At 71.3% G+C, this 26,118-nt stretch carries 24 protein-coding genes; 8 read left to right on the forward strand and 16 right to left on the reverse strand.

The features are described 5' to 3' along the window. Positions 1–69: 69 nt before the first annotated feature. The gene (locus AQJ27_RS07160; RefSeq protein WP_067363441.1) at positions 70–1,302 is read right to left on the reverse strand and encodes a winged helix DNA-binding domain-containing protein; all 1,233 of its coding nucleotides are present in this window, start codon (positions 1,300–1,302) and stop codon (positions 70–72) included. Positions 1,303–1,470: 168 nt separating this feature from the next. Here AQJ27_RS07160 and AQJ27_RS07165 point away from each other — a divergent pair, with 168 nt between their 5' ends. After that, positions 1,471–1,965 (forward strand): FxLYD domain-containing protein, encoded by a 495-nt coding sequence (locus AQJ27_RS07165; RefSeq protein WP_162489339.1) that lies wholly within the window; start codon positions 1,471–1,473, stop codon positions 1,963–1,965. Between the two features lie 52 nt (positions 1,966–2,017). On the opposite strand, the gene AQJ27_RS07170 is transcribed toward AQJ27_RS07165, so the two are convergent. From AQJ27_RS07170 to htpX, 3 genes are all read right to left on the reverse strand, one after another. After that, positions 2,018–3,688, reverse strand: coding sequence for an alpha/beta fold hydrolase (locus tag AQJ27_RS07170; RefSeq protein WP_067363444.1), 1,671 nt, complete (start codon positions 3,686–3,688; stop codon positions 2,018–2,020). Positions 3,689–3,747: 59 nt separating this feature from the next. Next, entirely contained in the window at positions 3,748–4,332 is a 585-nt protein-coding gene (pspAB, locus tag AQJ27_RS07175; RefSeq protein WP_067363447.1) for a PspA-associated protein PspAB, read from the reverse strand. Positions 4,333–4,431: 99 nt separating this feature from the next. After that, on the reverse strand, positions 4,432–5,355 hold the full coding sequence (gene htpX / locus AQJ27_RS07180) for a zinc metalloprotease HtpX (RefSeq protein WP_067364748.1): 924 nt from the start codon (positions 5,353–5,355) through the stop codon (positions 4,432–4,434). A 360-nt stretch (positions 5,356–5,715) separates the two neighbouring features. Between htpX and AQJ27_RS07185 the strand changes: the two genes are divergently transcribed. After that, positions 5,716–6,042 carry a hypothetical protein gene (locus tag AQJ27_RS07185; protein WP_067363450.1) on the forward strand — a complete coding sequence of 109 codons (327 nt, stop codon included), beginning with the start codon at positions 5,716–5,718 and terminating at the stop codon, positions 6,040–6,042. Positions 6,043–6,155: 113 nt separating this feature from the next. On the opposite strand, the gene glnA is transcribed toward AQJ27_RS07185, so the two are convergent. Further along, positions 6,156–7,565 (reverse strand): type I glutamate--ammonia ligase, encoded by a 1,410-nt coding sequence (glnA, locus tag AQJ27_RS07190; protein ID WP_067363453.1) that lies wholly within the window; start codon positions 7,563–7,565, stop codon positions 6,156–6,158. Positions 7,566–7,764: 199 nt separating this feature from the next. Here glnA and AQJ27_RS07195 point away from each other — a divergent pair, with 199 nt between their 5' ends. Further along, positions 7,765–8,235 (forward strand): RDD family protein, encoded by a 471-nt coding sequence (locus AQJ27_RS07195; protein WP_067363455.1) that lies wholly within the window; start codon positions 7,765–7,767, stop codon positions 8,233–8,235. 150 nt (positions 8,236–8,385) lie between these two features. Here the strand turns inward: AQJ27_RS07195 and AQJ27_RS07200 are convergent, their stop codons facing one another. The 4 genes from AQJ27_RS07200 to lipB form a co-directional block, all read right to left on the reverse strand. Then, a complete protein-coding gene (locus tag AQJ27_RS07200; RefSeq protein WP_067363458.1) occupies positions 8,386–9,087 on the reverse strand; it encodes a DUF4191 domain-containing protein in 702 nt (233 codons plus the stop codon). 89 nt (positions 9,088–9,176) lie between these two features. Beyond that, positions 9,177–9,374, reverse strand: coding sequence for an SCO2195 family GlnR-regulated protein (locus tag AQJ27_RS07205; RefSeq protein ID WP_054229278.1), 198 nt, complete (start codon positions 9,372–9,374; stop codon positions 9,177–9,179). A gap of 315 nt (positions 9,375–9,689) precedes the next feature. Continuing rightward, positions 9,690–10,655, reverse strand: coding sequence for a lipoyl synthase (gene lipA / locus AQJ27_RS07210; RefSeq protein ID WP_067363461.1), 966 nt, complete (start codon positions 10,653–10,655; stop codon positions 9,690–9,692). A 522-nt stretch (positions 10,656–11,177) separates the two neighbouring features. Next, on the reverse strand, positions 11,178–11,975 hold the full coding sequence (lipB, locus tag AQJ27_RS07215) for a lipoyl(octanoyl) transferase LipB (protein WP_067363464.1): 798 nt from the start codon (positions 11,973–11,975) through the stop codon (positions 11,178–11,180). A gap of 302 nt (positions 11,976–12,277) precedes the next feature. Between lipB and AQJ27_RS07220 the strand changes: the two genes are divergently transcribed. Continuing rightward, positions 12,278–13,717, forward strand: a complete 1,440-nt coding sequence (locus tag AQJ27_RS07220; RefSeq protein WP_067363467.1) for an NsdA family TPR-like regulatory protein — start codon at positions 12,278–12,280, stop codon at positions 13,715–13,717. Between the two features lies 1 nt (position 13,718). On the opposite strand, the gene AQJ27_RS07225 is transcribed toward AQJ27_RS07220, so the two are convergent. Both AQJ27_RS07225 and AQJ27_RS07230 read right to left on the reverse strand, forming a co-directional pair. Continuing rightward, positions 13,719–15,071, reverse strand: coding sequence for an NAD(P)/FAD-dependent oxidoreductase (locus AQJ27_RS07225; protein WP_067363470.1), 1,353 nt, complete (start codon positions 15,069–15,071; stop codon positions 13,719–13,721). 495 nt (positions 15,072–15,566) lie between these two features. Next, complete coding sequence (locus tag AQJ27_RS07230) at positions 15,567–16,493, reverse strand: TIGR01777 family oxidoreductase (protein ID WP_067363473.1); 927 nt, start codon at positions 16,491–16,493, stop codon at positions 15,567–15,569. 71 nt (positions 16,494–16,564) lie between these two features. Between AQJ27_RS07230 and AQJ27_RS07235 the strand changes: the two genes are divergently transcribed. Beyond that, positions 16,565–17,053 carry a GNAT family N-acetyltransferase gene (locus AQJ27_RS07235; protein WP_201264288.1) on the forward strand — a complete coding sequence of 163 codons (489 nt, stop codon included), beginning with the start codon at positions 16,565–16,567 and terminating at the stop codon, positions 17,051–17,053. A 1-nt stretch (position 17,054) separates the two neighbouring features. Here the strand turns inward: AQJ27_RS07235 and AQJ27_RS07240 are convergent, their stop codons facing one another. Beyond that, complete coding sequence (locus AQJ27_RS07240) at positions 17,055–18,239, reverse strand: MarP family serine protease (RefSeq protein ID WP_067363479.1); 1,185 nt, start codon at positions 18,237–18,239, stop codon at positions 17,055–17,057. Between the two features lie 88 nt (positions 18,240–18,327). On the opposite strand from AQJ27_RS07240, the gene AQJ27_RS07245 reads away from it, so the two are divergent. Both AQJ27_RS07245 and AQJ27_RS58540 read left to right on the forward strand, forming a co-directional pair. Next, positions 18,328–19,242, forward strand: coding sequence for a peptidoglycan recognition protein family protein (locus AQJ27_RS07245; RefSeq protein ID WP_425275188.1), 915 nt, complete (start codon positions 18,328–18,330; stop codon positions 19,240–19,242). 279 nt (positions 19,243–19,521) lie between these two features. After that, on the forward strand, positions 19,522–19,818 hold the full coding sequence (locus AQJ27_RS58540; RefSeq protein ID WP_067363485.1) for a hypothetical protein: 297 nt from the start codon (positions 19,522–19,524) through the stop codon (positions 19,816–19,818). Here AQJ27_RS58540 and AQJ27_RS07255 read toward each other — a convergent pair. The 4 genes from AQJ27_RS07255 to AQJ27_RS07270 form a co-directional block, all read right to left on the reverse strand. Continuing rightward, positions 19,785–20,303 (reverse strand): DUF4240 domain-containing protein, encoded by a 519-nt coding sequence (locus AQJ27_RS07255; RefSeq protein WP_067363488.1) that lies wholly within the window; start codon positions 20,301–20,303, stop codon positions 19,785–19,787. The genes AQJ27_RS58540 and AQJ27_RS07255 overlap by 34 nt on opposite strands. A 90-nt stretch (positions 20,304–20,393) precedes the next feature. Then, a complete protein-coding gene (locus AQJ27_RS07260) occupies positions 20,394–21,392 on the reverse strand; it encodes a helix-turn-helix transcriptional regulator (protein ID WP_067363491.1) in 999 nt (332 codons plus the stop codon). A gap of 126 nt (positions 21,393–21,518) precedes the next feature. After that, entirely contained in the window at positions 21,519–24,230 is a 2,712-nt protein-coding gene (aceE, locus tag AQJ27_RS07265; protein ID WP_067363494.1) for a pyruvate dehydrogenase (acetyl-transferring), homodimeric type, read from the reverse strand. Between the two features lie 264 nt (positions 24,231–24,494). After that, the gene (locus AQJ27_RS07270) at positions 24,495–25,118 is read right to left on the reverse strand and encodes a GntR family transcriptional regulator (protein ID WP_054230749.1); all 624 of its coding nucleotides are present in this window, start codon (positions 25,116–25,118) and stop codon (positions 24,495–24,497) included. A 291-nt stretch (positions 25,119–25,409) separates the two neighbouring features. Here AQJ27_RS07270 and AQJ27_RS07275 point away from each other — a divergent pair, with 291 nt between their 5' ends. Continuing rightward, positions 25,410–26,057, forward strand: coding sequence for a hypothetical protein (locus AQJ27_RS07275; protein ID WP_067363497.1), 648 nt, complete (start codon positions 25,410–25,412; stop codon positions 26,055–26,057). The last annotated feature ends 61 nt before the right edge of the window (positions 26,058–26,118 follow it).

Below are 26,118 nucleotides of genomic sequence, written 5' to 3' on the forward strand. Positions count from 1 at the left end.
GCGATCCGCCTCCACCCACCCGCGGCTGAACGGCACACCGAGGGGCCGGGGCGGAGCCCGTTCCCTCCGTCACTGCCCCGTCGTCAGTTCCTTCTCCAGGGGGGTTCGGAAGCGGGGCGTGATCCGGGTCGGGCCCAGCCAGGCCCGTAGCCGGTCGGCCTCCGTCTCGATGGCGGCCAGTGCCTCCCGCCCCACCCCGGCAGGCTCCAGCACCCGCCACACCAGGGCCCCATCGGCCCGCTGCGCCCACCCCCCGACCACCCGCCCGTCCCACCACACCGTCGGCCCGACATTCCCACTGCCGTCGAAGAGGGCGGGGCGGAGGGAGGGGGAGAGGTACCAGTCCCGTTCCTGCCACCCCATGGCCGTGGGATCGAGCCCGGGCAGGAGCGCGGCCCACGGCGCGGCGGGGCCGGGGACGGGGGCGATGTCGTCGGCGGTCACATATCCGGTGACCCCGTCGTCGAGCGACACGGCCACCGCCCCGATCGCGGCCAGCGCCCGCCGCACATCGGTGACCTTCCACCCCGTCCACCACTTGAGGTCGGCCTCGGTGGCGGGCCCGCACACCGCGAGCCAGCGGCGCAGCAGCTCGGGCTGGGCCTCGGAGGGCGGGAGTTCGGGATGCGGCGGTGCCACGGCCCAGCGGAACTGGGTCGACGTCCAGGACCCCAGCGGGCGCCCCCGCACCACCCGCCCCTCGACCCCGAGCACCCGCATCAGCCGGGACGACACGGTGTGCGCGCTCTCGTAACTCCGCCCCGCGCCGTACGTGAACTGCTCCCTCAACCGCGGCTCGTCCTGGACGAGTTCGTTCACCGTGGCCTGCCCGCGCCGCGCCAGCGCGGCGAGCGCGGACGCCTCCACCTCGGCGAGCCACTCCTCGCTCAGCCGCCCGTCGCTGCCGCTCACCAGGTCCTTGATCAGCCCGGCCCGGGCCTTCGCGGCGATCGCGAGCCCCGTCGAGGCGTGCACCACCGCGGCCAGCTCGGCGGGGAACACGAACACGGTGTGCCGCATGCCGTGCATCCGTACCAGCGTCCGGTCCTCGTACAACGCCCGGTCGAGCTCCGCCACCGTCTTCCCCGCGTCCGCGAGCCGCGCGCCCACCGCCAGGTACACCGTCGCCGGATCGGTCCCGTGCAGTGCGACCAGGGACCTGGCGACCTCCTCGGGACTCGCCGCGTGCGCCGTCCCCGCGAGCCGGTGCCGCAGGGCGAGCCGGGCCCGCCGCTCCGCCACCGCGATGTGCCGCCGTTCCTCGCCCACGCCGCCTCCCTCTCGTAGCTGCCGTCCCCGCATCCTCTCGCGCCTCACCCGATCGGCGCCCCCGCCATGCGTACGCCCCTGCTCACGGCCTTGACTGAAGCGGGAATCCGCAGCGGACCGTCGGGAGACGACATGGCGCGGCACGTGAGGCAAGGGATATGCGGGATACGAGGGATACGCGGGACAGGCGGGGTGCACGGGGTGAGTGGGATACGGGCGCCCGGCGTACGACGGACCGGCCCGTGGCCCGTGCCCGTCATGCTCCTGCTGGCCCTCGGCGCCTCCCTGACCGGCTGTTCCCACGGCACCACCCCGTCCGACATGGCCTCCGCCGCCTCCTCCCTCGCGTCCCAGGCCGGCGACTCGCTCGCCTCCGCGACCGCCGAGGCCGGGCGGAAGTTCGACGAGTTCAAGAACGGCCTTGACGCCAAGGACGAGGTGAAGCTCGGCGACCGGGTGACCATCGACTCCGCGGGCCGGGCCACCGTCAAGGCCACCGCCACCAACCCGACGTCCGCGGCGAAGACGTACGCGGTCCAGGTCGACTTCCGCGACAAGGGCGGCAACCTCCTCGACACGGTCGTCGTCACCCTGAACGACGTCCCGGCCGGCGCCGCCAAGGACGCCACCGCCCGCAGCACCCGCAGCCTCTCCGGCGACGTCACCGCCGACGTGGCCCGCGCCGTACGGACCTGACACCCGCGAACGCGCCTCCCACTCCGGCGACCATCTCGTCGTCGCCGATGCCTCAGCCGTACAGTTCGAACAGCCCGGTCACATACGCCGTCAGCCGTTCGCCCAGCAGTTCGGGGGTCAGGTCCGCGCGCCCGAGTTCCCGCCACGGCACCGCGAGCTTCTCGGCGTCGGGGGAGTAGGCCAGCGCGTCCAGCAGCCGCCAGTACAAGTGCTCCTCGGCGTCGGCCGGTCGGCGTCCGCCGTGTGCCTCGTACCGTGCGCGGAACCCCAGGCCGTACGCCTCCCCGTGGAGCAGCGCGAGAGCCGTGGAGCAGTGGGCCACGTCCAGGTCGGCGGGCCCCCACGAGGTCTCCACCCAGTCGACCACCCCGCTGATCCGCAGTGTGTCGCCCGCGCCGGTGAAGAGCACGTTGCCGGGATGGAAGTCCCGGTGCAGGAAACACCCTTCGTACGCCGGGGGTTCGCGCCGGATCACGTCCACGGCCCGCTCCCACAGCGCGCCCCGGGGCGCACGGACGCGTTCGGGCGAGGTCCATGCCTGGTACGGGCGCGGGCGGTCGGCAGGAACCACCGCGTGGATACGGGCCAGTTGGCGGGCCAGCAGGTCGATGCGCCGGTCCAGGTCCTCCTCGTCGACCCGTACCCCGCCCGGCAGCGAGGACATCAACAGCGAGGGATGGTCGCAGTGTTCGGCGGCGGCGTCGACGGCGTGGAGCTCGGGCGTGGGTACGTCCTCGTACGGGGCGAGCAGGGTGAGGACGGACGCCTCGCGGGCCAGCAGGCCGGGCGCGTGACGGCGGTAGAAGGGCTTCACGAACGACCGCAGCACCAGACCCGTACCGTCGTCGAGGGTGAGCCGGCGCATCTGGGAGCTCCAGCCGCCGCGCAGGGCCGTGGACTCCCGTACGCTCCTGCCGGCCGGAAGCTGTTTGGCCACCCAGCCGCGGGTCGCGGTCCACCCCCGCTCGCCAAGGCCCACGAGTACGGCGTCCACGAACCGCGCCCGGTCGGTGGGATGTTCGCGCAGCCACAGGCCCAGCATGTGGTCGGCGTCGGGGAACTCGAGCCGGGTGAACTGGGCGCGGGCGGTGAGCGCGTCCGTCACGGCCTCGGTGACGGCGGGCGGGATGACGGCGTCCGTAGCGGGTACGGCGAGGACCGCACGGCCGTCGTACCCGCGCAGCACGTCGAGCGCGGGGGCCTGCCGCCAGCTGTCCGGCGCCCGGATGATCTCGCTGAAGCGGCCTCCCCCACTCTCGACTTCGCTCGAGCGGGAGGTACCCCCATCCTCCCCGAAGGGAACCTGCCAGGCCTCGGCGCCGTACACCGCGGGCGCGCACAGGCCCAGCGCCACCACGCGCCGCCCGTAGTGCCCGGCGAGATCGGCCACCGTCTGGCCACTCATGCTGAACCCGACGAGGATCAGCGGACCGTCCGCCGGGACCGACGCGTCGATGACGGAGACGGCCTGCTCGAAGCGTCGGCGCAGGCTCAGGTCCTTGAGTTCGCCCGAGCTCTCACCGTGTCCGGAGAAGTCGAGGGCGAGGCCCCGGCAGCCGCGTGCCACGAACTCCTCCAGCAGCGGGAGCAGCCGCTCCTTGTTGCCGAGGCCCGCGCCGTGCAGCAGGACGACGGTGGCCGCGGCGCCAGGGCCGTCGTCACCGCCGCCGCTGACGCAGCTCAGTCGTTCACCGTCATGGCCGTGTGCGAAGGAGGCGAGCATCCCCCCATTTACCCACGCCCGCTTTTCCTCTCTCTACGTACCGACGGTCCCCGGCCAGGTCACAGACCTGGGGCGCCCCAGATCGGGAACCAGCGGCTGAGGTCCTGCTCGATCCGCAGATCGTCCGCGAGCGTGGCCTTGACCTGCAGTTCCAGCGCGTTGTCGCGCCGTTGGGCCTCGCCGGCCAGCGGTGCGAAGGGATAGAAGGTGCCGCGCTTGTAGAGGTAGACGAGTCCGAGCCGCCGCTGCCCGGTGTCCTGGAAGCCGGCCACGGAGCAGAGCAGCTGCGGTCCGAAGCCGCTGCCCTCCAGCGCGCTGTTGACCGCGTGCAGATCACTGACCAGCGCGGGCAGATCGTCCGGTTCCCGCCGTGAGACCAGCCACGAGTACCCGTACTCGTCCCGGCGGACCTCCACCGGCGGACCCGTGCGCTCGGCATCCGCGTCGAGCAGCTCCTGCACCTCCTGGTGTGCCTGGGCGAAGGCCCCGCCCTCGACGCTCGCGAAACACACCGCGCCCGTCCCGGTCGGGGTGAAGCCGGCGGCGGCCTGCAGGGTCAGGGCCGCCGACGGCAGCCCGAAGAGCTGGTCGAGATCGGGCGCGACGGCCTTGGTACGCCCGAGCAGGATGTCCAGGAACCCCATGCAGTCGGCCGCCTTTCCGGAAGGGACGAAGGGCCACGGCCCAGGAAGAGCAGGGTGGGTCGGGAAGGGCCAGGAAGGGCCAGGGAGGAGCAGGAAGAGTCAGGCGGTGTTCTCCGGAGTCGCCGCCTCACCCAGCTCCGCCGAGATCCTGCCCAGTTGTTCGAGCCGCTGCTCCAGGCTGGGGTGGGTCGAGAAGAGCTTCGCGATCCCCGGTTCGGCACCGAAGGCCGGCGTGAAGTAGAACGCGTTGAACGCCTGCGCCGTCCGCAGGTCCTTGGTCGGGATCCGCGCGATGTCCCCGGAGACCTTCGTCAGCGCGGACGCCAGCGCCGAGGGCCGGCCGGTGAGCAGGGCGGCGGACCGGTCGGCGGCCAGCTCGCGGTACCGGGACAGGGCCCGGATGAGCAGGAAGCTGATCGCGTACACGGCCGCGGAGACGGCCATCACCGCCATGAAGATCGCCACGGTGTTCTGGTCCTTGCGGCCGCGCCCGCCGAAGAGCTGGGAGTAGAAGGCGAACCGCACGATCAGCCCGGCGATCACCCCGAGGAACGAGGCCACGGTGATCACGGCGACGTCCTTGTGCGCCACGTGCGACAGCTCGTGCGCGAGCACGCCCTCCAGCTCGTCGGGCTCCAGCCGCCGCAGCAGCCCGGTGGTCACGCACAGGACCGCGTGATCGGCGTTCCGCCCGGTCGCGAACGCGTTCGGCATGTCGATGTCCGACACGGCGACCAGCGGCTTCGGCATGTCGGCGACGGCACACAGCCGGTCGACGACCCCGTGCAGCTGCGGATACTCCTCGCGCTCCACGATCCGGCCGTGCATCGCGTAGAGCGCGATCCGGTCCGAGAACCAGTACTGCGCGCCGAGCAGCAGGGCCGCGACGACCACGACCAGCACCCAGGATTTCAACAGCACGATCAACGCGGCGACGAAGGCCACGTACAGCAATCCGAGCAGGAACAGCGTGACCGTCATGCGTACGGTCAACCGCGGATCGCTCCGGAACCGGCTCTGCATCTGCATCACCCCCGCAGTAAGGCACTCGTCCCGCTGTCCAGTGTGCACCTGCGGATGCCCATGGAGCGGTTCCGAACAGCCCTAGGAGGGGCAAAGGCCACCTGTGGGATTCCGGGCAGGAACTGAGGGATTCCGTCCAAGATGCTGAGTGGTCGATCGCCGACTAGCCTTTATTCGCGAGCAGCTCTTCATGAAAAGAGCCGCCACCGGAGTACGCCCGCTGCACGCGTCGGCGGCATGAACGTACTCCCTGTACTCGGGCGAGCATCGCGCCGGACCCGCTCCGTCGCGGTCACGGCCATCTGCCATCCGTCTCGTGCCTCCGAAAGACCGCACGAGGGGTGCAAGGAGGATTCATCCATGAAGGCACAACGTGCGAGGCGCTTCTTCGCGGTATCCGCCATCGGCGTTCTGATGGCCGGAGGCGCCGCGATCGGCGCAGCAGGTACGGCCTCGGCAGCTGCCCCGGCCCAAGCCCACTCCCAGGTCACCACCAACGGCTGTTCCAACTGGGGTGGCCGTGGCAACTGTGGCTTCGGCTTCAACAACGGTTTCAACACCGGCTTCAACCGTTTCGGCTTCAACAACGGTTTCGGCTTCAACAACGGATTCGGCTTCAACAACGGCTTCAACAACGGCTTCAGCAACGGCTTCGGTGGTGGAGTCGTAGTGATTGTGGTGCCCTGACCGGACCACGGCCGAGGGCCGCCACCTGTACATACAGGTGGCGGCCCTCAGTTTTTCAGGCGTCTTTCAGACGTCGTGATCTTCAGACGTCGTGATCTTTAGCTGTCTGATCTTTAGACGTCGTAGTACAGCTCGAACTCGTGCGGGTGCGGACGCAGCTGCAGCGGCGCGATCTCGTTCGTGCGCTTGAAGTCGATCCACGTCTCGATCAGGTCGGACGTGAAGACGTCGCCGGCGAGAAGGAACTCGTGGTCGGCCTCGAGGCGGTCGAGGACGGCCGGGAGGGAGGTCGGGACCTGGGCGACGCCCGCGTGCTCCTCGGGGGCGAGCTCGTAGAGGTCCTTGTCGATCGGCTCGGCCGGCTCGATCTTGTTCTTGATGCCGTCCAGGCCCGCGAGGAGCAGGGCGGAGAAGGCGAGGTACGGGTTGCCGGAGGAGTCGGGCGCGCGGAACTCGACGCGCTTGGCCTTCGGGTTGGAGCCCGTGATCGGGATACGCATCGCGGCGGAGCGGTTGCGCTGCGAGTACACCAGGTTGACCGGCGCCTCGAAGCCCGGCACCAGGCGGTGGTACGAGTTCACCGTCGGGTTGGTGAACGCGAGCAGCGACGGGGCGTGCTTGAGGATGCCGCCGATGTAGTAGCGGGCGATGTCCGACAGACCCGCGTAGCCGGCCTCGTCGTAGAAGAGCGGGGTGCCGCCCGCCCACAGCGACGAGTGGACGTGCATGCCCGAGCCGTTGTCACCGAAGATCGGCTTCGGCATGAAGGTCGCGGTCTTGCCGTTGCGCCAGGCGACGTTCTTCACGATGTACTTGAAGAGCTGGAGGTCGTCGGCCGCGGCGAGCAGCGTGTTGAACTTGTAGTTGATCTCGGCCTGGCCGGCGGTGCCCACCTCGTGGTGCTGGCGCTCGACCTGGAGGCCGGACGCGGCCAGCTCCAGGGAGATCTCCGCACGCAGGTCGGCGAAGTGGTCGACCGGCGGGGTCGGGAAGTAGCCGCCCTTGTAGCGGACCTTGTAACCACGGTTGTCCTCGAGGGCGCCGGTGTTCCAGGCGCCGGCCTCGGAGTCGATGTGGTAGAAGGCCTCGTTCGACTTGGTGTCGAAGCGCACGCTGTCGAAGACGTAGAACTCGGCCTCGGGGCCGAAGTACGCGGTGTCGGCGATGCCGGTGGAGGCGAGGTAGGCCTCGGCCTTCTTCGCCACGTTGCGCGGGTCACGGGAGTACTGCTCGCCCGTGATCGGGTCGTGGATGAAGAAGTTGATGTTGACCGTCTTGTCGCGGCGGAAGGGGTCGACGCGCGCGGTGGACAGGTCGGCGCGGAGCGCCATGTCGGACTCGTGGATGGCCTGGAAGCCGCGGATCGAGGAACCGTCGAACGCGAGCTCCTCGGCCGGGTCGAAGGCCTCGGCCGGGATCGTGAAGTGCTGCATCACGCCCGGCAGGTCGCAGAAGCGGACGTCGACGAACTTGACGTCCTCGTCCGCGATGAACTTCTTGGCCTCGTCGGCGTTCTGGAACATCCAGCTCCTCCTACTCCCGCCCACAGTGGACCGGGGTGGTAGTTCGTTCGTGCGGCCAGTGCGGTGGCACACGCTGGAGCCGACCATAGGGATGGGGGATTTCTCCAGCGTGACCCATTTGTTTCGCCCAAGTTAACCGACCCGGGGTCGTCAGGCCCCTCCTGTCCGCATGCCAAAACGGGCGCAGTACCGTGGACGGGTGGACAACAGGCAAGCAATCGGATCGTGGCTCTCCGGACCCCGCGCGGCCCTGGAGGACGCCGGTGCCGACCTCGGATACCGGGGCGAACAGCTGGGTCTGCCGGAACAGGGGCCCGGCTCCATCGCCCGCCCCGGCCGCAGGCTGGCCGCCCTCGCCATCGACTGGGCCCTGTGCCTGTTGATCGCATACGGACTGCTCACCCACGGCTACAAGCCGGGGGCGACGGGCAACTGGGCCCTGCTCGTCTTCTTCGTCCTGGGCGTCCTGACCGTCGGCACGGTCGGCTCCACCCCGGGCAAGCGCCTCCTGGGCCTGCGGATCGTCCCCGAGGGCGGCGGCCGTCTCAACCCGCTGCGCGTCCTGCTGCGCACCGCCCTGCTGTGCGTGGTCATCCCCGCCCTGATCTGGGACCGCGACGGCCGCGGCCTGCACGACCGCATGGCCCGCACGATCGAGGTCCGGGCCTAGCAACCGGGCACCGGGCCGTACGACGACACCAGGCCGTACGACGACACCAGGCCCTACAGCGACACCAGGCCGTACGGCGAGTGGTACGACGATGGGGGCGCCCGGAGTGATCCGGGCGCCCCCATCGTCGTAACTCTGCTCAGAGGAGTGTCAGCGGGCCTTCGGTCCGCCGCGCGGCATCCGCATGCCCTTGGGCATCGGACCCTTCGGAAGGGGCATGTTGCTCATCAGGTCGCCCATCGCGCGCAGCCGGTCGTTGGTGGCCGTCACCTGCGGGCCGGTCAGGACGCGGGGGAACTTCAGCATCGTCGTGCGGAGCTTCTTGAGCTCCACCTGACCCTCACCGGAGCCCACGAGCACGTCGTGCACGGGCACATCGGCGACGATCCGCGCCATCTTCTTCTTCTCGGCCGCCAGCAGGCTCTTCACCCGGTTCGGGTTGCCCTCGGCCACCAGCACGATGCCGGCCTTGCCGACCGCGCGGTGCACCACGTCCTGGCTGCGGTTCATCGCCACCGCCGGAGTCGTGGTCCAGCCTCGGCCGATGTTGTCCAGCACGGCCGCTGCTGCGCCGGGCTGGCCCTCCATCTGTCCGAACGCGGCTCGCTCGGCCCTGCGCCCGAAGACGATCGCCGTCGCGAGGAAGGCGAGCAGAAGGCCGAGAATGCCCAGGTAGTACGGGTGGTCGATCAAGAGGCCGATCGCGAGGAAGACACCGAAGGTGACGATTCCGACTGCCGCGAGTACAAGACCGATCTTGGAGTCGGCCTTGCGAGTCATCTTGTAGGTCAGGGCGATCTGCTTGAGTCGCCCGGGGTTAGCAGCGTCCGCTGCAGTTTCCTTCCTCGCCATGCCACGAAGTCTACGTGGCCCGACAAGCGCCGACGACGGCAGTGTCCGGGCAGGCTGCGGCAGCGCCCGCACGGGGGGTCCGGCGACGGCTACGAACGCGTCGCCACGGACTCCAGCACGCGCTGCGCCTCGACCCGGTCCTTGGCGCGGCGGCGGTCCTCCAGGACGGAGGTCCAGGCGTTGCGGCGGGCGGTGCGCTGGCCACTGCTCATGAGCAGCGACTCGACGGCACGGAGTGCATCGGTGAACGACGGGATGGCTGTGGCGCGTACGGGCGCGGCCTGCATGATGGAGGTCCCCCCTCGGGATGGCGGCTCTGGACGGGGCGGTACGTGGCGTAAGACCAGGGTCACTGATTGGTGTTACCAGGGCGTGACCGACCGGTCAAACACCAATGAAGCCTTGATGCGGCGGGCCTCCAGCATGACGCCGTCCTGACGCCTGTCCCCATCTGCGCGGACGGTCCGTAGCGCGGTGAATTGGCCACATTGTGGGGGGAGTTGCTTGTGCGCCGATTCACACGCGAGCGGTGGCACTGAGTGCCACCGCTCGGGTTGTAAGGCGTTTCAAATTATGTCGCCCGCACTGCTCCGTGCGGGTGATCAGACCGCCTGCGAGGCGACGTACGCGCCACGCTTCTCGATGGCCATCTGGTACAGCCGACCGGCGCGGTACGAGGAGCGCACCAGCGGGCCCGACATGACACCGGAGAAGCCGATCTGCTCGGCCTCCTCCTTCAGCTCCACGAACTCGTGCGGCTTGACCCAGCGCTCCACGGGGTGGTGGCGCACGGAGGGACGCAGGTACTGCGTGATGGTCACCAGCTCGCAGCCCGCCTCGTGCAGCTGCGTGAGGGCCTCGCTGACCTCCTCGCGGGTCTCGCCCATGCCGAGGATGAGGTTCGACTTCGTGACCAGACCGTAGTCGCGCGCCTCGGTGATGACCTTCAGCGAGCGCTCGTAGCGGAAGCCCGGGCGGATGCGCTTGAAGATCCGGGGGACCGTCTCGACGTTGTGCGCGAAGACCTCCGGGCGGGACGAGAAGACCTCGGCGAGCTGGGCGGGCTCGGCGTTGAAGTCGGGGGCGAGGAGTTCGACCTTGGTGCGGCCGGCCTCGCGCTCCGCCGTCTGCTGGTGGATCTGGCGGACGGTCTCGGCGTACAGCCACGCCCCGCCGTCCTCCAGGTCGTCGCGGGCGACGCCGGTGATGGTGGCGTAGTTCAGGTCCATCGTGACCACGGACTCGCCCACGCGACGGGGTTCGTCGCGGTCGAGTGCCTCCGGCTTGCCCGTGTCGATCTGGCAGAAGTCACAGCGCCGGGTGCACTGGTCACCGCCGATGAGGAACGTGGCCTCGCGGTCTTCCCAGCACTCGTAGATGTTGGGGCAGCCCGCCTCCTGGCAGACCGTGTGCAGGCCCTCGCTCTTCACGAGGTTCTGCATCTTGGTGTACTCGGGGCCCATTTTCGCCCGGGTCTTGATCCACTCGGGCTTGCGCTCGATGGGGGTCTGGGCGTTCCGGACCTCCAGGCGCAGCATTTTGCGTCCGTCGGGTGCGACTGCGGACACATCGGCTCCCTGTAGCTTCGATTCTTCGGCGTACACCAGGGTACGCCCGTACGGTTCTCGGCCCCCGCGGTGGGCAACCTTGCGGACCGGGGGTGCATTCCCGGGGGTTTCCTCGCCCCCGCCGCCCCTACCCGTCCCATCCCGCCCCGGGGGCTCCGCCCCCAGACCCCCGGGTGGGTTTGTCGGCTGCGGGCCGGTGGGGGCCGATCGCGCAGTTCCCCGCGCCCCTGAGGGGCGGGGCTGCGCCCCGGCCCCCACCGGCCTGAACGACCTCGTCCTCAAACGCCGGACGGGCTGAAGGCTTTCAGGGGCGCGGGGAACTGCGCGAGCAGCCCCCACCGGCCGTCAGCCGAACGACTGCGGACGGACGGGGACGCGGGGCGGAGCCCCGGGCTGAGGGGCGCGAGGAACTGCGCGAGCAGCCCCCACCGGCCCGCAGTCGGGCCACGTCGGGCAGGCGGGGGATCGGGGCGGAGCCCCGGCCTGAGGGGCGCGTGAGGGGACGTCCGCAGGCGGCATACGTCAGGCCGAGGCCCGTTCGACCTCGCGGGGGCGCAGGTCGGCGTGCTCCAGGACATCGCGCAGGTGCTTCTCGGCGACCGGCAGAACCTCGGCGATGGTGACCTCGCGCCCCAACTCGTACGCCAGGGACGTCACCCCCGCGTCCCGGATCCCGCACGGGATGATCTTGTCGAAGGAAGACGTGTCCGGATTCACGTTCAGGGCGAAGCCGTGCATCGTGACGCCCTTGGCGACCCGGATCCCCATGGCGCAGATCTTCCGGTCCTCGCGCCGCTGCCCGGCGTTGGAGGGCGCGTACTCGGGCCCGTTCAGACGGGGGTCGAACTCCTCGTCCGCCAGCCGCGGGTCGAAGTCGAGGGAGAGCCCGCCGACGGAGGGGCGTGAGGCGACGGGGTCGCCCAGGACCCAGACGCCCGCCCGGCCCTCCACCCGGCTGGTCTCGACGCCGAACTCGGCGCAGACCCGGATCATGGCGTCTTCGAGCCGCCGCAGGTGCGCCACCACGTCCACCGGGCGCGGCAGCTTCTGGATCGGGTAGCCCACGAGCTGCCCGGGTCCGTGCCAGGTGATCTTGCCGCCGCGGTCCACGTCGACCACGGGCGTGCCGTCGAGGGGCCGTTCGCTGTCCGCCGTACGCCGGCCCGCCGTGTAGACCGGCGGGTGCTCCAGGAGCAGGCAGGTGTCGGGGACCTCGTCCAGGAAACGGGCGGCATGCACGCGGCGCTGCTCGTCCCAGGCCTCTTGGTACTCCACGGCCTCGGCACCGAATCCCATGCGGACGAACCGCAACTCACTCACGGCAAGCGCCTCCCTAGAAGCCTCAGAACCTTCAGAACCTGTGGTGTGGCAACCGGCGGGCCCGTTGCGCGGCAGGCGAAAGAACCTTTCGTCAGGTACGTAACGCGCCCACGCCACTGTACGTCCGGGCCGCGCGCGTCAGCCCAGCGGTCAATCCTCACACGATCGGATGAATGTATGCCGATGCCTGCGATCACGCGCTTACTCTCCGCTACATTCGCGCCGTCCACGAGGCCATAAGGGCTGCTCACAGGCAATCCGGGCACCCAGTGATGCCCGGAAGGCAGGAGACCGCACCGCAGATGACGGAACGACCCGCGCAGCGCACTCCCAATCGCCAGCTCGCCGCGCTCATCGCAGAAGCGGGGTTCTCCAACGCAGGTCTCGCCCGTCGCGTGGACCAGCTCGGCCTCGAACACGGACTTGACCTGAGATATGACAAGACATCGGTGACGCGGTGGCTGCGCGGGCAGCAGCCCCGCGGCACCACACCCGCCCTCATCGCCGAGGTGTTCACACGGCGCCTCGGCCGCCGCCTCACCGCGCAGGACCTCGGGCTCGACGCCTGCGCGCCCGTCTACGCGGGCCTCGAGTTCGCCGCGACTCCCGAGGAGGCCGTCGACATCGTCAGCGGGCTGTGGCGCAAGGACTCCGGCAGCCACGCCGAGCTCCGCAAGATCGCCTTCACCCCGGCGGGACTCGTCGTCCCCAGCCGCGACTGGCTGATCGGACGGGCCGACGACCGGGTGAGCCGCGGCGACCCGGCCGCCGCGCGCATCCCCGCCCAGGGCCGCCCCGCGGTCCCCCGCCAGCGCAGCCAGACCGAACGCGGCCCCGGCCAGAAGGTCACCGGCGGGGACATCGCCGCACTGCGCTCGGTGGGCGAACTGTTCCGCGCCCTCGACCACGCCTACGGCGGCGGCCACGCCCGCCAGGCCCTGGTCCGCTACCTGGAGCACGAGGCCGAGCCCATGCTGCGCGGCGCGTACGGCGAGCAGACCGGGCGGCGCCTGTTCGCGGCCGCCGCCGACCTCACCCGCCTCGCCGGCTGGACCTCGTACGACATCGCCGCGCACGGGCTCGCGCAGCGCTACTTCGTGCAGGCGCTGCGGCTGTCGCAGGCGGCCGGCGACCGGGCGTACGGCTCGTACGTCCTGGTCACCATGAGCCGGCAGGCGGTCTACCTCGGCCACGGGCGCGAGGCCGTGCAGCTCGCCCGGGTCGCGCAGCAGGGCGTCGGCTCGTCCGTGCCGCCCGTCGTCCAGGCGCTGCTGCACTCCGTGGAGGCGCGCGGGCACGGCGTACTCGGGGAGGTACGGGCCTGCACGGCGTCACTGGTGCGCGCCGAGCGGGCCCTCGAATCCGTCCGGCCGGGGGACGAGGCCCCGCACTGGGCACGGTTCTTCGACGAGGCGCAGCTCGCCGACGAGTTCGGGCACTGCCACCGGGATCTGCAGCAGTACCGGGCCGCGGCGCAGCACGCCGAGCGCTCGCTGCAGTTGCGGGCGCCCGGCTTCGCGCGCAGCCGGCTGTTCTGCCGGGTGGTGCTCGCCTCGGCACGGCTCGGGCTCGGGGAGCTCGACCAGGCCTGCCAGCTGGGCGCCGAGGCCGCGGGGCAGGCGGCGGAGATGCGGTCGGTCCGGGCCGTCGAGTACGTACGGGACTTCGAGCGGCGGCTCGAACCGTACCGGGACGCGGCACCCGTCCGGGGCTACCGGGATCGGGTGGCGGCCCTGGGCTGACTCAGGCCGCCGTTTCCAGACGCTCCTCCGCCGCGGCCGGACGGGAGCCCATGTCCCTGATGAGGGCGTGGGCGGCCCGGCGGCCCGAATGCAGGGCGCCCTGGACCGTGCCGGTGTCCCGGTGGTCCCCGCAGACGTACAGGCCCGCCAGGAGGCGTACAGGGCGGCGCAGGTCGTGCGGCGGGGGCATCGCGGGGACCGCGTCACGGGTGTGGTGGACCGCGAGGAGTTCCCAACGGGTCGTCGACGTGCCGTAGAGGCGGGCCAGTTGGGCGCGGACCGCGGTGTCCAGATGGGCGGCGGCCGGGGGAGTGCCCAGCACCGTCGAGGAGACGAGCGCCCGTCCGGCGGGGGCGCGGGACGGGTCGACCTGGCTGATGACCGCTGTCTGCGCCACCGGGCCGCTCCGGTCGGCGTCCAGCAGCAGGGCCGGGTCGGTCAACGGGGGCTCGTCCGTGGTGTGGTGCAGGACCGTCACCGGATGGAAGGCCGGGACGCGCAGACCGGGCAGCAACCGGGCCGCGGCGCGGGCTCCGGTCGCCAGCAGGATGGCCCGGCAGGTGAGTTCGCCGTGGTCCTTCGTCGTGACGGTGGTCGTGGAGACCGCGGTGACCTCGACGCCGGTGTGGACGGTGCCCGGGGGCAGGGAGGCCGCCAGGAGCTCCGGCAGGGTGTCCGCGCCGCCCTCCGGCAGGCACAGCCGGCCCGACGCGAACGAGTGCAGGGCCAGGTCGGCGGCGCGGCTGGAGGTGGTCAGGGCCGGGTCGCACAGCAGTGCGGCGAGCAGGGGGCGCAGAAAGCCGTCGACCGTACGGGGCGGCAGACCACGGGTGGTCAGCGCCTGTGCGGTGGGGAGGTCGGGGCGGCCGAGGAGGCGCTCGGGTGGTGTGACGGCGAGGCGGGCGAGGGCGGTGGCCAGGCGGGTCTGGTCGAGGTGGCCGCCGAGGGGGCCGGGGCGGGAGGACTGGCTCCGGGGGAGACGGGGGGCGCTTGCGAGGGCGCGTGCGGCAGTGAGTGCGCCCCTTGCGCTCCGGGGGGTGGTGGGGGCGGCGGCGCGGTGGTGACGGCCGTCGCTGTGCAGCAGCACGCCCGGGGAGAACGGGCGCAGGGCCAGGGTGTTCAGGCCCGGGGTGCGGTGCAGTTCGGGGTACGAGGTGGACAGGAGCCGGCCGATACGGTCGAGCCGGAAGCCGTCCACCTTCTCCGTCGTCATGCGGCCGCCCACGGTGGGGGCGGCCTCCAGAACCTTCGTCGTGAGGCCCGCCCTGGTCAGGTGCTGGGCGGCCGCGAGTCCCGCGGCTCCGGCCCCGACGATGACGACGTCCACATCCGCCTTGCATACGGGCTCTAGCACGTACCCCTCCTCGAGGTTGCGCGGCCGGTGGGAACGTCATGCCCCCAACGGGCCCTGGGGATACCCGAGTTCGGGTCGAGGGTAGGTGCGTCCGGAGCCGTGGACAGTCGCGCGTCGGGCGTGCACGGTCGCATGGGGGTGCACGGTTTCTTTGTCTGCGGGCCCGGTGGGGGTCGGTCGCGCAGTTCCCCGCGCCCCCGAGGCGGGGCTCCGCCCCGCATCCCCGGGGCGCCCGGATCGGTTTGGCTGCGGGCCGGTGGGGGTTGCTCGCGCAGTTCCCCGCGCCCCTGGGGCGGGGGCTTCGCCCCGCGTCCCCGCCCGTCCGCAGTCGTTCGGCTGACGGGCGGTGGGGGCTGGTCGCGCAGTTCCCCGCGTCCCTGAAGGCCTTCAGCCTGTCCGGCGTTTGAGGACGAGGCCGTTCAGGCCGATGGGGGGCTGGGGGCGGCAGCCCCCAGGGATGGGACGGGTAGGGGCGGCGGGGGCGAGGAACGTCTGTCAGTGCAGGGCCGCTCGCAATGCTCCCTCGATCGTCGGGAAGGCGAAGGTGAAGCCGGAGGACAGCAGGCGGGTGGGGTGGACGCGTTGGCTGCCCAGAATGTCGCCGGACATGTCGCCGAGGGCGAGGCGCAGGAGGGGAGCCGGGGTGGGGAAGACGGTGGGCCGGTGCAGGACGCGCCCCATCGCCTCGGTGATCTCCCGGTTGGTGAGGGGCGTCGGCGCGGTGAGGTTCACCGGCCCGGACAGCGACGGCGTGTCGATGAGATGCCGGATCGCGGCCACCTCGTCATGCAGGGAGATGTAGCTCCAGTACTGGCGGCCGTCCCCCATCCGCCCCCCGAGCCCCGCCTTGAAGAGCGGAAACAGCTTCCCCCACGCCCCACCCTCACGGGCCACCACCAGCCCCGTACGGGCGAAGACGGTACGGACACCCGCCTCCCGCGCCGGTGCCGCCGCCCCCTCCCACGCGACGCACACGGAGGGAAGGAATCCCTCCCCGGGCGGCGCCGACTCGTCCACCTCCCGGTCGCCCGTCTCGCCGTAGAACCCGATCGCACTCCCGTTGACGAACACCCCCGGCCGCTCGTCCAGAGCGGCCACCGCCGCGGCCAGCGTCGCCGTCCCCCGCACCCGGCTGTCCAGGATCTTCCGCTTGTACGCCTCGGTCCACCGCCGCGAAGCGACCCCCGCCCCCGCGAGATTGACCACCGCCGTGCACCCGGCGAGCCCCCCGGCGTCCATCCGCTGCCCGTCCGGATCCCACCGCACCTCGTCCTTCCCACGGGGCGCACGCCGTACGAGACGGACTACCTCGTGTCCGTCCGCGGTCAGGGAGCGCGTCAGCGCGGAACCGATCAGGCCGGACGCACCGGCGATCGCGATACGGGACCTGCGGGAATCCGGAGCGAGCGGTGAGTCGTTCATGCGCCCATCCTGCCGCGCGCGCCGGGAAAGCACGGGACGGGACCGCGCGGGCCCGCCGTAAAGTGACCTTCATGCCGGTACCGCACATACGCATCGCCACCCTCGACGACGAGGACGCGCTCGGCCGTCTCGACCGCGCCACCTGGTCCACCCTGCACGCCGTCCAGCCGCGCCCCCAGCCGCCGTACGAACCCTTCTACAACGAGCGGTTCGGCCCCCGGGACCACCACGTCGCCGAACTCGACGGCGTCCTCGTCGGCTACATCCGGCTGGGCTATCCCACGCCCCTGGCCTGCAACTCCCACGTCCGGCAGATCCAGGGACTCGTCGTCGCCGAGGAGGCGCGCCACGCGGGCGTCGGACGAGGGTTGCTGCGGGCCGTGATGGACGGGGCCCGACGGCAGGGCGCCCGGCGGATCACGCTGCGCGTCCTCGGGCACAACACCCCGGCACGGAAGCTGTACGAGTCCGAGGGCTTCGAGGTGGAGGGCGTCCTGCCCGAGGAGTTCCTGCTCGACGGCGACTACGTCGACGACGTGTTCATGGGCCGCTCTCTCTGAGCTACGAGGTGATCAGGTCGCCCGTGTCCACCGATGTCGTCGCGGCCGCCGCACGCTTGGCGTCGCCCGCGATCTCGTCGGCCGTCAGGACGTAACCCGTCTCGTTGTCCGAGGTCGAGCGGGCGAACACGACGCCGTACACCCTGCCGTCGGTGGTGAGGAGCGGGCCGCCGGAGTTGCCGGGGCGGACGGTGGAGCGGATCGAGTAGATCTCCCGGGTGACCATGCCCGAGTTGTAGATGTTCTGGCCCCGCGCGTTGATCCGGCCCGCGACCGTCGCCGCCTGGAGATCCAGACCGCCGTCCTGCGGATAGCCCGCGACGACCGCCGAGTCGCCGCGTTTGGCGCTGTCGTCGAAACGCAGGAGGGGGATCCTGAGGTCCGGTACGTACAGGACCGCGACGTCCTTGCGCGGGTCGAAGAACACCACCCGCGCCGAGTACACACGGCCCACGCCGCCCACCCGCACGGTCGGGTTGTCGATGCCCGCCACCACGTGGGCGTTGGTCATCACGTGCTGCGCCGCGTACGCGAACCCGCTGCCCTCACGGCCCTGGTTGCCCGCGGCGCCCTCGATCTTCACCGTGCTGCGCTTGGCGGCGCTCGTCGCGGCCGCGGTGACGCTGTCGCCGGAGGGCTTCGCGACACCCGCCGTCGGCTCGTTCTCGAACGGGTTGAAGACCTGCGGGAAGCCCGCCTCCGTCAGCGCCGAGGTGGCCCTCGAGAACCAGGTGGGCGTGGTGTCCGGCATCGCTGTCTGCACGGCGCCCAGCAGCGCGGAGTTGCGGATCGACTGGGTGATGAGGGTGGACGAGGAGGCGCCCAGGACGCTCGCGGCGACCCAGGCCACCAGCAGCACCGCCACCGTGTTCGCCGCCGCCCCGCCGACCCCGTCGGCCACCCGCAGCGGCCCCCGGTCCAGCTCGCGGCGCAGCTTCAGCGCCAGCCGGCCCGCCAGCTCGTGGCCCACCACGGCGGGCACCAGCACCGTCAGCACGGCCGTCACCGTCGCCGCCGACGTCCCCGCCGTCACCAGGTCCATCATCCACGGCAGCACCCATACGCCGATGACGGCGCCGCCCACGAAACCGGCCAGCGAGACACAGCCGGCGACCAGCCCGCGCCGGTAGCCGGACGCCGCGTAAGCAAGGATCACCAGCAACAGCAGGATGTCGAGCAGGTCCACGGAGCCGCCTTTCTCTTGGGCCCCTTAGTACGTGTGGGGCAGGCCCAGTGATCAGGCACGCGCGCGTGGAGCCGGGATACGGCCACGTGTGCGTGGACCTGTAAAAACGTCCCGGACCAGGACGATGGTTCCACCAGGTGGCACAGCACACATCGCGGAGGGATCGGAACCGGGTCAGGGTGGCTCCATGCGTGTCTTCCGAAAGGCGCGGGGGGCATGGACGCGGCTCGCACGGCGGGTGTGGGCGCGGCGTGCCGCCGTCGTCGTGCTCGGGTGCGTGCCCGGCCTGCTCGCCGTGCTCGCGCTGGTGGTGTGTGCGGAGGGGGTCGACCGGCCGGTCGACCCCGGGCGCGAGCGGCCGGTGGCCGCGCCGCTGCCCGCGGGTCCGCATCGCGCGGCGCGACCGGTCATCGTGCCTCGGTCGCGGTGGCTGGACGCCGGCAGCACGCACACGCAGCCGCCCGCCCGCTACGACGACCACGTCGTCGCGGTCTTCGTGCACCACACCGACTCACCGAACGCGTACCAGTGCGCCGACGTGCCCCGTATCCTCCGCGCCCTCTACGCCGGTCAGACCGGTGTCCGGCGGTGGGACGACATCGGGTACAACTTCCTCGTCGACCGCTGCGGCACGATCTACGAGGGGCGGGCGGGTGGGGTCGACCGGGCCGTCACCGGAGCGCATACGCAGGGGTTCAACCACGGCACCGCGGGGATCGCGGCCATTGGTACGTTCGGGGCGGGGACGCCGGTGCCGCGGGCGATGACCGAGGCGATCGCCGCGTTGGCGGCGTGGAAGCTGGGGCTGTCCGACGTGGATCCCCGTGCCAAGGTGCGGCTCGTCTCCAGCAACGACCTCAGCCGCTACACCGCCGGTACGAGTGCGGTGCTGCCCACGCTGGCCGGCCACGACGCGGGCTTCATGACCAACTGTCCCGGCGCCGCGCTGACGTCCCAACTCCCCCGAATCCGCGCCCGAGCCGCCAACCTCCAGGGCCGCTGACCACGCCGGTGCACTTCGGCTGCGACCCGGTGGGGGTTGCTCGCGCAGTTCCCCGCGCCCCTGAGGCGGGGGCTTCGCCCCGCGTCCCCCCGCCCGGTTCGTTCGGCGGACGGCCGGTGGGGGCTGGTCGCGCAGTTCCCCGCGCCCCTAAAAGCGTCAGCCCGTCCGGCGTTTGAGGACGAGGAACGCGTTCACAGACGGACCACAGTCGAGTCAACGGTGTCTCAGATCGCTGCTCTCTAGTGTCCTTCTCGTAACAGCCGACTGGAGGTGGGGAAGATGAGCAGCAGGCGTACCGAGAAGACGGGCAAGGCGAACAAGGCGGCCGGCGTGGGGGGTTGGAACACGGCTTTGCGGACCCCGTGGACCGTGGCCTGTGCCGTGGCGACGGTCCTCGTGGGACCCGCCGCGGCCACCGCCTCGGCACTGGACCGAGCCAACGCCGCACCCCCGTACCACGCCCACGAGAACCACGAGAACCACGAAAACCACAAGAACCACGAGACGCACTTCCCGTACGTCACCCCGTACGCCACGTTGCCTCAGTCCCTGAAGCGCTCCCACAGCCTGGGATAGCGCTCGGCCAGCACGGACTCGTTCTCGAAGTCGAGCGGCGTACCCTCCGGCTCGGGCGACGCGGGCGGAATGCCCAGGTCGGGCGCGACGACCCCGGTCAGCTGCTCGTACGCCTCGTCCGCGGCGTATCCGAGCTCCTCACCGTCCCCGTCGAGGTCCTCGTCGAAGTCGTCCAGGAGGTCGGCGAGCCCGTCGGGATCGTGCATCGCGCCCTCGAAGACCTCCCGGCCCTGGCCGATCAGCCAGCACCGGAAGAAGTCGAAGGCGTCGTCGCTCACCCCGTCGAGCAGGACCCACGCCGCGCCCCACAGATCCCAGCGGTAGGCGCGGTTGTAGCGGGCCTCGAAGTGACGGGCGAAGTCGAGCACGGCGTCCGGGTCCAGCTGGACGAGTCGTTCGACGAGCAGGTCGGCGTGGTCCTCGGGGTCGCCCTCGACGGCCTCGCGGGTCGTGTCCACCAGCTCCCAGAACTCCGTCTCGTCCATCACGGGTCCAGCATCGGGCCTGAACGGGAGTGACGCACGCGGAGTGCCGCAGATTGTTATGCGTGCACATGCCGACGGTAAAACCGCGGGCTACGAGGCGTTTTCCCGGTACAGCGCCGCCAGCCGCACCGCGTCCCCCGCGAATCGGTCCCGCAGCGCCGCGGGCGAGAGCACCTCCACCTCGGGCCCGAGCCCCGTCAGTTGCCCATGGGCGACCTCCTCGGACTCGACGGGGAGAGTGACCGTCACCCAGCCCCGCCCGTCAGGGTCACCGCACCCGCCCAGCGCCTGTCTCGCGGACGCGGGGTCGACGACGTACGCAAGTCTCCGCACGCCCTCCGGAGACAGCCGTACGACGGCCTCCGCCCGCAGGATGGAGCGTGCGAACCGCTCGGCCCGCTCCGCCCAGAACCCGGGCAGGTCGAACCCGTCCTCGCGGGTGAAGCACTCCGTGGCGGGCCGCACCTGCGTGAAGCGGTCGAGCCGGTAGACCCGGAAGGGGTCGGATCCGGCCGGCCCGGGCTCGGGCACCCGCGCGCACAGGTACCAGACGCCCGCCTTCAGTACGAGCCCGTACGGTTCGAGGACCCGCTCCACCTCGGCCGTCCCGCGCCGGTACCCCGCGGTGATCCGACGGTCGTCCCAGACCGCCTCCGCGACCGCGGGCAGCAGCTCGGGCGTCTCGGGCTCGTTGAACCACGCGGGCGCGTCCAGATGGAACCGCTGGCCCGCCGCCCGCGAGGCGTCCCGCAGGGAGGGGAGGAGGGCGGCGGACACCTTCAGGCGCGCGGCGGAGGCGGCGTCCTCCAGACCCATGTCCCGCAGGGCCCCCGGCACCCCGCTCAGGAACAGCGCCTCCGCCTCCGAACGCGCGAGGCCCGTCAGCCGGGTGCGGTAGCCGCCGATCAGGCGGTAGCCCCCGGCCCTGCCCCGGTCCGCGTACACCGGAACCCCCGCCTCCGACAGTGCCTGCGCGTCCCGCGTGATCGTCCGTTCGGACACCTCGAGCTCCCGCGCCAGCTCGGCGGCCGTCATCGACGGCCGTGACTGGAGCAGCAGCACCATCTTGATCAGGCGGGCAGCACGCATACGGCCATGATGCCGGGCCCCACTGACAGCGAAGGGGCGCCGCCGGAACGCCGAAGGGCGCGGCGGCCGTAGCCACCGCGCCCCTCGCGAAACACACGAAACGAAACGCAGGAAACAGGCGGACCGTCAGAGTCCGTAACGCTCCCGCGCCTCCTTCACCGCGGACGCCTTGACCTCGCCCCGCCGTGCCAGCTGCGCCAGCGCCGCGACGACGATCGACTGCGCGTCGACGCCGAAGTGGCGACGGGCCGCCGCACGGGTGTCGGAGAGGCCGAAGCCGTCGGCACCGAGCGAGGAGTAGTCCTGTTCGACCCACTGAGCGATCTGGTCCGGGACCTGGCGCATGTAGTCGGAGACCGCGAGCACCGGGCCCTCGGCGCCGTTCAGCGCCTGGCGGACGAACGGCACCCGCTCCTCGCCGCGCAGCAGGGCCGCGTCGGCCTCCAGCGCGTCGCGCCGCAGTTCCGTCCAGGAGGTCGCGGACCACACGTCGGCGGCCACGCCCCACTCCTCGGCGAGCAGCTTCTGCGCCTCGAGGGTCCAGTGGATCGCCGTGCCGGAGCCCAGCAGCTGGATGCGCGGGGCGTTGGCGACGGGGGACAGGCCCGCCGACTCGGCCGTGTTGAAGCGGTACAGGCCCTTGACGATGCCCTCGTCGATACCGAGGCCGGCCGGCTTGGCGGGCTGCGGCATCGGCTCGTTGTAGACCGTCAGGTAGTAGAAGACGTTCGAGTCCTCGCCCGGGGCCGCCTCGCCGTACATCCGGCGCAGACCGTCCTTGACGATCGTCGCGATCTCGTACGCGAACGCCGGGTCGTAGGACAGGGCGGCCGGGTTGGTCGCCGCGATGACCGGGGAGTGGCCGTCGGCGTGCTGGAGGCCCTCGCCCGTCAGCGTCGTACGGCCGGCCGTGGCGCCGACGAGGAAGCCGCGGCCGAGCTGGTCGCCGAGCTGCCACATCTGGTCGGCCGTGCGCTGCCAGCCGAACATCGAGTAGAAGATGTAGAAGGGGATCATCGCCTCGCCGTGCGTGGCGTACGCGGTGGACGCGGCGATGAAGTCCGCCATGGAGCCGGCCTCGGTGATCCCCTCGTTGAGGATCTGGCCGTCCTTGGCCTCCTTGTAGTACATCAGCTGGTCGCGGTCGACCGGCTCGTACGTCTGGCCCTTGGGCGAGTAGATGCCGAGGGAGGGGAAGAGGCTCTCCATGCCGAAGGTGCGCGCCTCGTCGGGGACGATCGGCACCCAGCGCTTCCCGGTCTCCTTGTCGCGGACGAGGTCCTTGACCAGGCGGACGAAGGCCATCGTGGTCGCCACGTTCTGCGAGCCGGAGCCCTTGTCGAAGGACGCGAACGCCTTGTCGGCGGGGGCGGGCAGCGGGGCGAGCGCGTGCGTACGGCGGGCCGGGGCCGGGCCGCCGAGGGCCGCGCGGCGCTCCTGGAGGTAACGGACCTCGGGGGAGTCGGCGCCCGGGTGGCCGTAGGGGACCACGCCGTCGACGAACTGGCTGTCGGAGATGGGCAGCTCGAGCAGGTCACGCATCTGCTTGAACTCGTCCGTCGACAGCTTCTTCATCTGGTGGTTGGCGTTCTTGGACGCGAAGCCCTCGCCGAGCGTGAAGCCCTTGACCGTCTGGGCCAGGATCACCGTCGGCGCGCCCTTGTGAGCGAGGGCGGCGCGGTAGGCCGCGTACACCTTGCGGGACTCGTGGCCGCCGCGGGAGAGGTGGAAGCACTCGGTGATCTTGTCGTCGGTGAGCAGCTTCGCCATCTCGACGAGCGCCGGGTCGGCGCCGAAGAAGTCCTGGCGGATGTAGGCGGCGTCGCGGGTCTGGTACGTCTGCACCTGCGCGTCGGGTACCTCGCGTAGGCGGCGTACGAGCGCGCCCGTGGTGTCGAGCTGGAACAGCTCGTCCCAGGCCGAGCCCCACAGCGACTTCACGACGTTCCAGCCGGCGCCGCGGAACTGGGCCTCCAGCTCCTGCACGATCTTGAAGTTGGCGCGGACCGGGCCGTCGAGGCGCTGCAGGTTGCAGTTGATGACGAAGGTCAGGTTGTCCAGGCCCTCGCGAGAGGCGAGTGCGAGTGCCGCGGTCGACTCGGGCTCGTCCATCTCGCCGTCGCCGAGGAACGCCCACACGTGGGACTGCGAGACGTCCTTGATGCCGCGGCTGGTCAGATAGCGGTTGAAGCGCGCCTGGTAGATCGCCGACAGCGGGCCGAGGCCCATCGAGACGGTCGGGAACTCCCAGAGCCAGGGCAGGCGCCGCGGGTGCGGGTACGACGGGAGGCCGTTGCCGCCCGCCTCCTGGCGGAAGTTGTCGAGGTGCTGCTCGGTGAGCCGGCCGTCGAGGAAGGCGCGGGCGTAGATGCCGGGGGAGGCGTGGCCCTGGATGTAGAGCTGGTCGCCGGAGCCGGGAGCCTCCTGGGACTCCTTGCCCTTGAAGAAGTGGTTGAAGCCGGTCTCGTAGAGCCAGGCCGCGGAGGCGAAGGTGGCGATGTGGCCGCCGACGCCGTGTTTCGCGCCCCGGGTCACCATCGCGGCCGCGTTCCAGCGGTTCCAGGCGGTGATCCGGGCTTCCATCGCCTCGTCGCCGTCCACGACGGGCTCGGCGGCGGTGGGGATGGTGTTGACGTAGTCGGTCTCAAGCAGCTTGGGCAGCGCGAGACCGTTGCCCTCGGCGCGCTCCAGCGTGCGGCGCATCAAGTACGCGGCACGGTGCGGCCCGGCCGCCTGGGTGACGGCGTCCAGGGAGGCCTGCCATTCGGCGGTCTCCTCGGGGTCGCGGTCCGGGAGCTGGTCGAGCTCGCTCGGCTGGATTGCGGTGGGGTCGGTCATTGCGCCGCCTTCCGGATGCGGAGGGGGGTTCCCTCATCGGCAAGGGGTTTTCGGGGGTGCCCTTATGTCTTTGGCAGGACAGGGCGGCGGGCTCCGGTGGGAGCCCAGCGCTGACTGTAACTCCCTGATCGATGATCGATCAAAGGGTTGAAGGCGAAAACCTCTTCGTAGCGCAAAAGTCGGCACGGGGTGCCTTGACGGCAGGCACGGGGTGCCTTGGATTCCCAGGGTTTCCCCAGGTGAGCGTGGGTGCGCTCGGCTGTGTCACGGGCGCGGCGCGCAGCCCAGCACATGCGCCTTCACCAGGTCGGCGATCAGCGGATCCCGGCGCCGGAAGGCGTCCACGAGCGCCTCGTGCTCCTCCGCGTACGACTGCTGGACGGTGCCCAGCCAGCGGATGGACAGGGCAGTGAAGACCTCGATGCCCAGGCCCTCCCAGGTGTGCAGGAGGACGGAGTTGCCCGCGGCGCGCACGAGTTCGCGGTGGAAGGCGACGGTGTGACGGACCTGACCGGTGCCGTCCGACAGCCGGTCGGCCTCGTACAGCGCCGTGACGTGCGGTTCCAGGGCCGAGCAGTCCTGGGCGAGCCGCTCGGCCGCCAGCTCGGCCGCGATGGCCTCCAGACCGGCCCGTACGGGGTAGCTCTCCTCCAGGTCGGCGGCGGTCAGGTTGCGCACGCGCACACCCTTGTTGGGCGCCGACTCGATCAGCCGCAGCGACTCCAGTTCGCGCAGTGCCTCCCGCACCGGGGTCTGGCTGACCTCCAGCTCGGTCGCGATCCGCCGCTCGACGATCCGCTCACCCGGCTTCCAGCGCCCGCTGACGATCCCCTCCACGATGTGCTCGCGGATCTGTTCGCGCAGCGAGTGGACGACGGGCGCGGTCATGAGGGGCTCCTTCGTTGGGGGTGGGCCGGCCCCAAGGGCGTTTGACCTTTAGACAATAAGGCCGCAGCCCCGTCGGAGAGAGGCGTACGGGGGCGCTTTCATGCAGGTGAGACGAGACTTACACGCTGTCAGAGCGGCCGCGGACGTAAAGACCCGTACCGGGTGGGGTCCGGAGGCGTCACGTCCGTGTCACCCGGAGAACCCGCGGGCCCCGCACGGAGTGTGGGTCGGCACAGGGGTTTCGGCGCGGGGGTCTCCACGGGGGGCTCCCGCGAACGCCAGGGGGTCGGCATGGGCGGATGGGGACGGAAGCGGGCGCTGCGCTGGGCTGCGGTCGCCGGGGCGGTCGCGGCCGTGGCGGCGTGCGGGCCCGTGGACACGGGGGCGGCCGTGCGGCCGAGTGCGACGCGGGCCCACGGCACCTCGGTCGGCTCCGGCGGGGCGTGTGTCTTCGTCAAGCCGGACGGCGCGCAGAAGTTCGGGCATGTCGGCTGGGGCTTCCGGATCACCGGCACCGACCGCTGGGTGTACGGCGCGGTGGAGAACCCGTCGAACGCGCTCTACACCCCGCCCGGCGGCGACATCGGCGCCTGGCACGCGGAGGGCACGTACGCGCGGATGCTCGGCGACATGTCACGTGACGCAAACCACCCAGGGAAGTCCACGCACCCGTACAGCCGCTACCGCTGCACGGACTCGGCGACCAGTGACGTGAACTCCGCCCGCGCCATGATCCGTACGGTCGAGAAGCGGGGCTTCCTCGTCGGCGTCGACCCGCGGACGGGGGACCTCGGCTCGCGCGACTGCCTGGACGCCACGTACGACGTCCTCAGGGCGTACCGGACGCGGCATCTGACACCCGCGTACCCGACGGAGATTCCGAACCTGTGGGTGGAGACGTTGGTGCTGTGGTCGGACAGCGCGCTGAAGCCGCGGTGACCTGCGGCGGAAACGCGAAGCCCCCGTCCGGAAGGTTCCGGACGGGGGCAGCGCGCGAGCG

Source organism: Streptomyces olivochromogenes (assembly GCF_001514115.1).
Lineage (GTDB): Bacteria > Actinomycetota > Actinomycetes > Streptomycetales > Streptomycetaceae > Streptomyces > Streptomyces olivochromogenes.

Excerpts from the sequence above, each read along its gene's own strand:
- AQJ27_RS07205 (WP_054229278.1), bottom strand. The coding sequence starts at position 9,374 with ATGCAGGCCGCGCCCGTACGCGCCACAGCCATCCCGTCGTTCACCGAT.
- AQJ27_RS07185 (WP_067363450.1), top strand. The coding sequence starts at position 5,716 with ATGAAGGCACAACGTGCGAGGCGCTTCTTCGCGGTATCCGCCATCGGC.
- AQJ27_RS07260 (WP_067363491.1), bottom strand. The coding sequence starts at position 21,392 with ATGCGTGCTGCCCGCCTGATCAAGATGGTGCTGCTGCTCCAGTCACGG.
- glnA (WP_067363453.1), bottom strand. The coding sequence starts at position 7,565 with ATGTTCCAGAACGCCGACGAGGCCAAGAAGTTCATCGCGGACGAGGAC.
- AQJ27_RS07255 (WP_067363488.1), bottom strand. The coding sequence starts at position 20,303 with ATGGACGAGACGGAGTTCTGGGAGCTGGTGGACACGACCCGCGAGGCC.
- aceE (WP_067363494.1), bottom strand. The coding sequence starts at position 24,230 with ATGACCGACCCCACCGCAATCCAGCCGAGCGAGCTCGACCAGCTCCCG.
- AQJ27_RS07230 (WP_067363473.1), bottom strand. The coding sequence starts at position 16,493 with ATGAACGACTCACCGCTCGCTCCGGATTCCCGCAGGTCCCGTATCGCG.
- htpX (WP_067364748.1), bottom strand. The coding sequence starts at position 5,355 with ATGCAGAGCCGGTTCCGGAGCGATCCGCGGTTGACCGTACGCATGACG.
- AQJ27_RS07160 (WP_067363441.1), bottom strand. The coding sequence starts at position 1,302 with ATGCGGGGACGGCAGCTACGAGAGGGAGGCGGCGTGGGCGAGGAACGG.
- AQJ27_RS07235 (WP_201264288.1), top strand. The coding sequence starts at position 16,565 with ATGCCGGTACCGCACATACGCATCGCCACCCTCGACGACGAGGACGCG.
- pspAB (WP_067363447.1), bottom strand. The coding sequence starts at position 4,332 with ATGGGGTTCCTGGACATCCTGCTCGGGCGTACCAAGGCCGTCGCGCCC.
- AQJ27_RS07170 (WP_067363444.1), bottom strand. The coding sequence starts at position 3,688 with ATGCTCGCCTCCTTCGCACACGGCCATGACGGTGAACGACTGAGCTGC.
- AQJ27_RS58540 (WP_067363485.1), top strand. The coding sequence starts at position 19,522 with ATGAGCAGCAGGCGTACCGAGAAGACGGGCAAGGCGAACAAGGCGGCC.
- AQJ27_RS07270 (WP_054230749.1), bottom strand. The coding sequence starts at position 25,118 with ATGACCGCGCCCGTCGTCCACTCGCTGCGCGAACAGATCCGCGAGCAC.
- AQJ27_RS07200 (WP_067363458.1), bottom strand. The coding sequence starts at position 9,087 with ATGGCGAGGAAGGAAACTGCAGCGGACGCTGCTAACCCCGGGCGACTC.
- AQJ27_RS07220 (WP_067363467.1), top strand. The coding sequence starts at position 12,278 with ATGACGGAACGACCCGCGCAGCGCACTCCCAATCGCCAGCTCGCCGCG.
- AQJ27_RS07275 (WP_067363497.1), top strand. The coding sequence starts at position 25,410 with ATGGGCGGATGGGGACGGAAGCGGGCGCTGCGCTGGGCTGCGGTCGCC.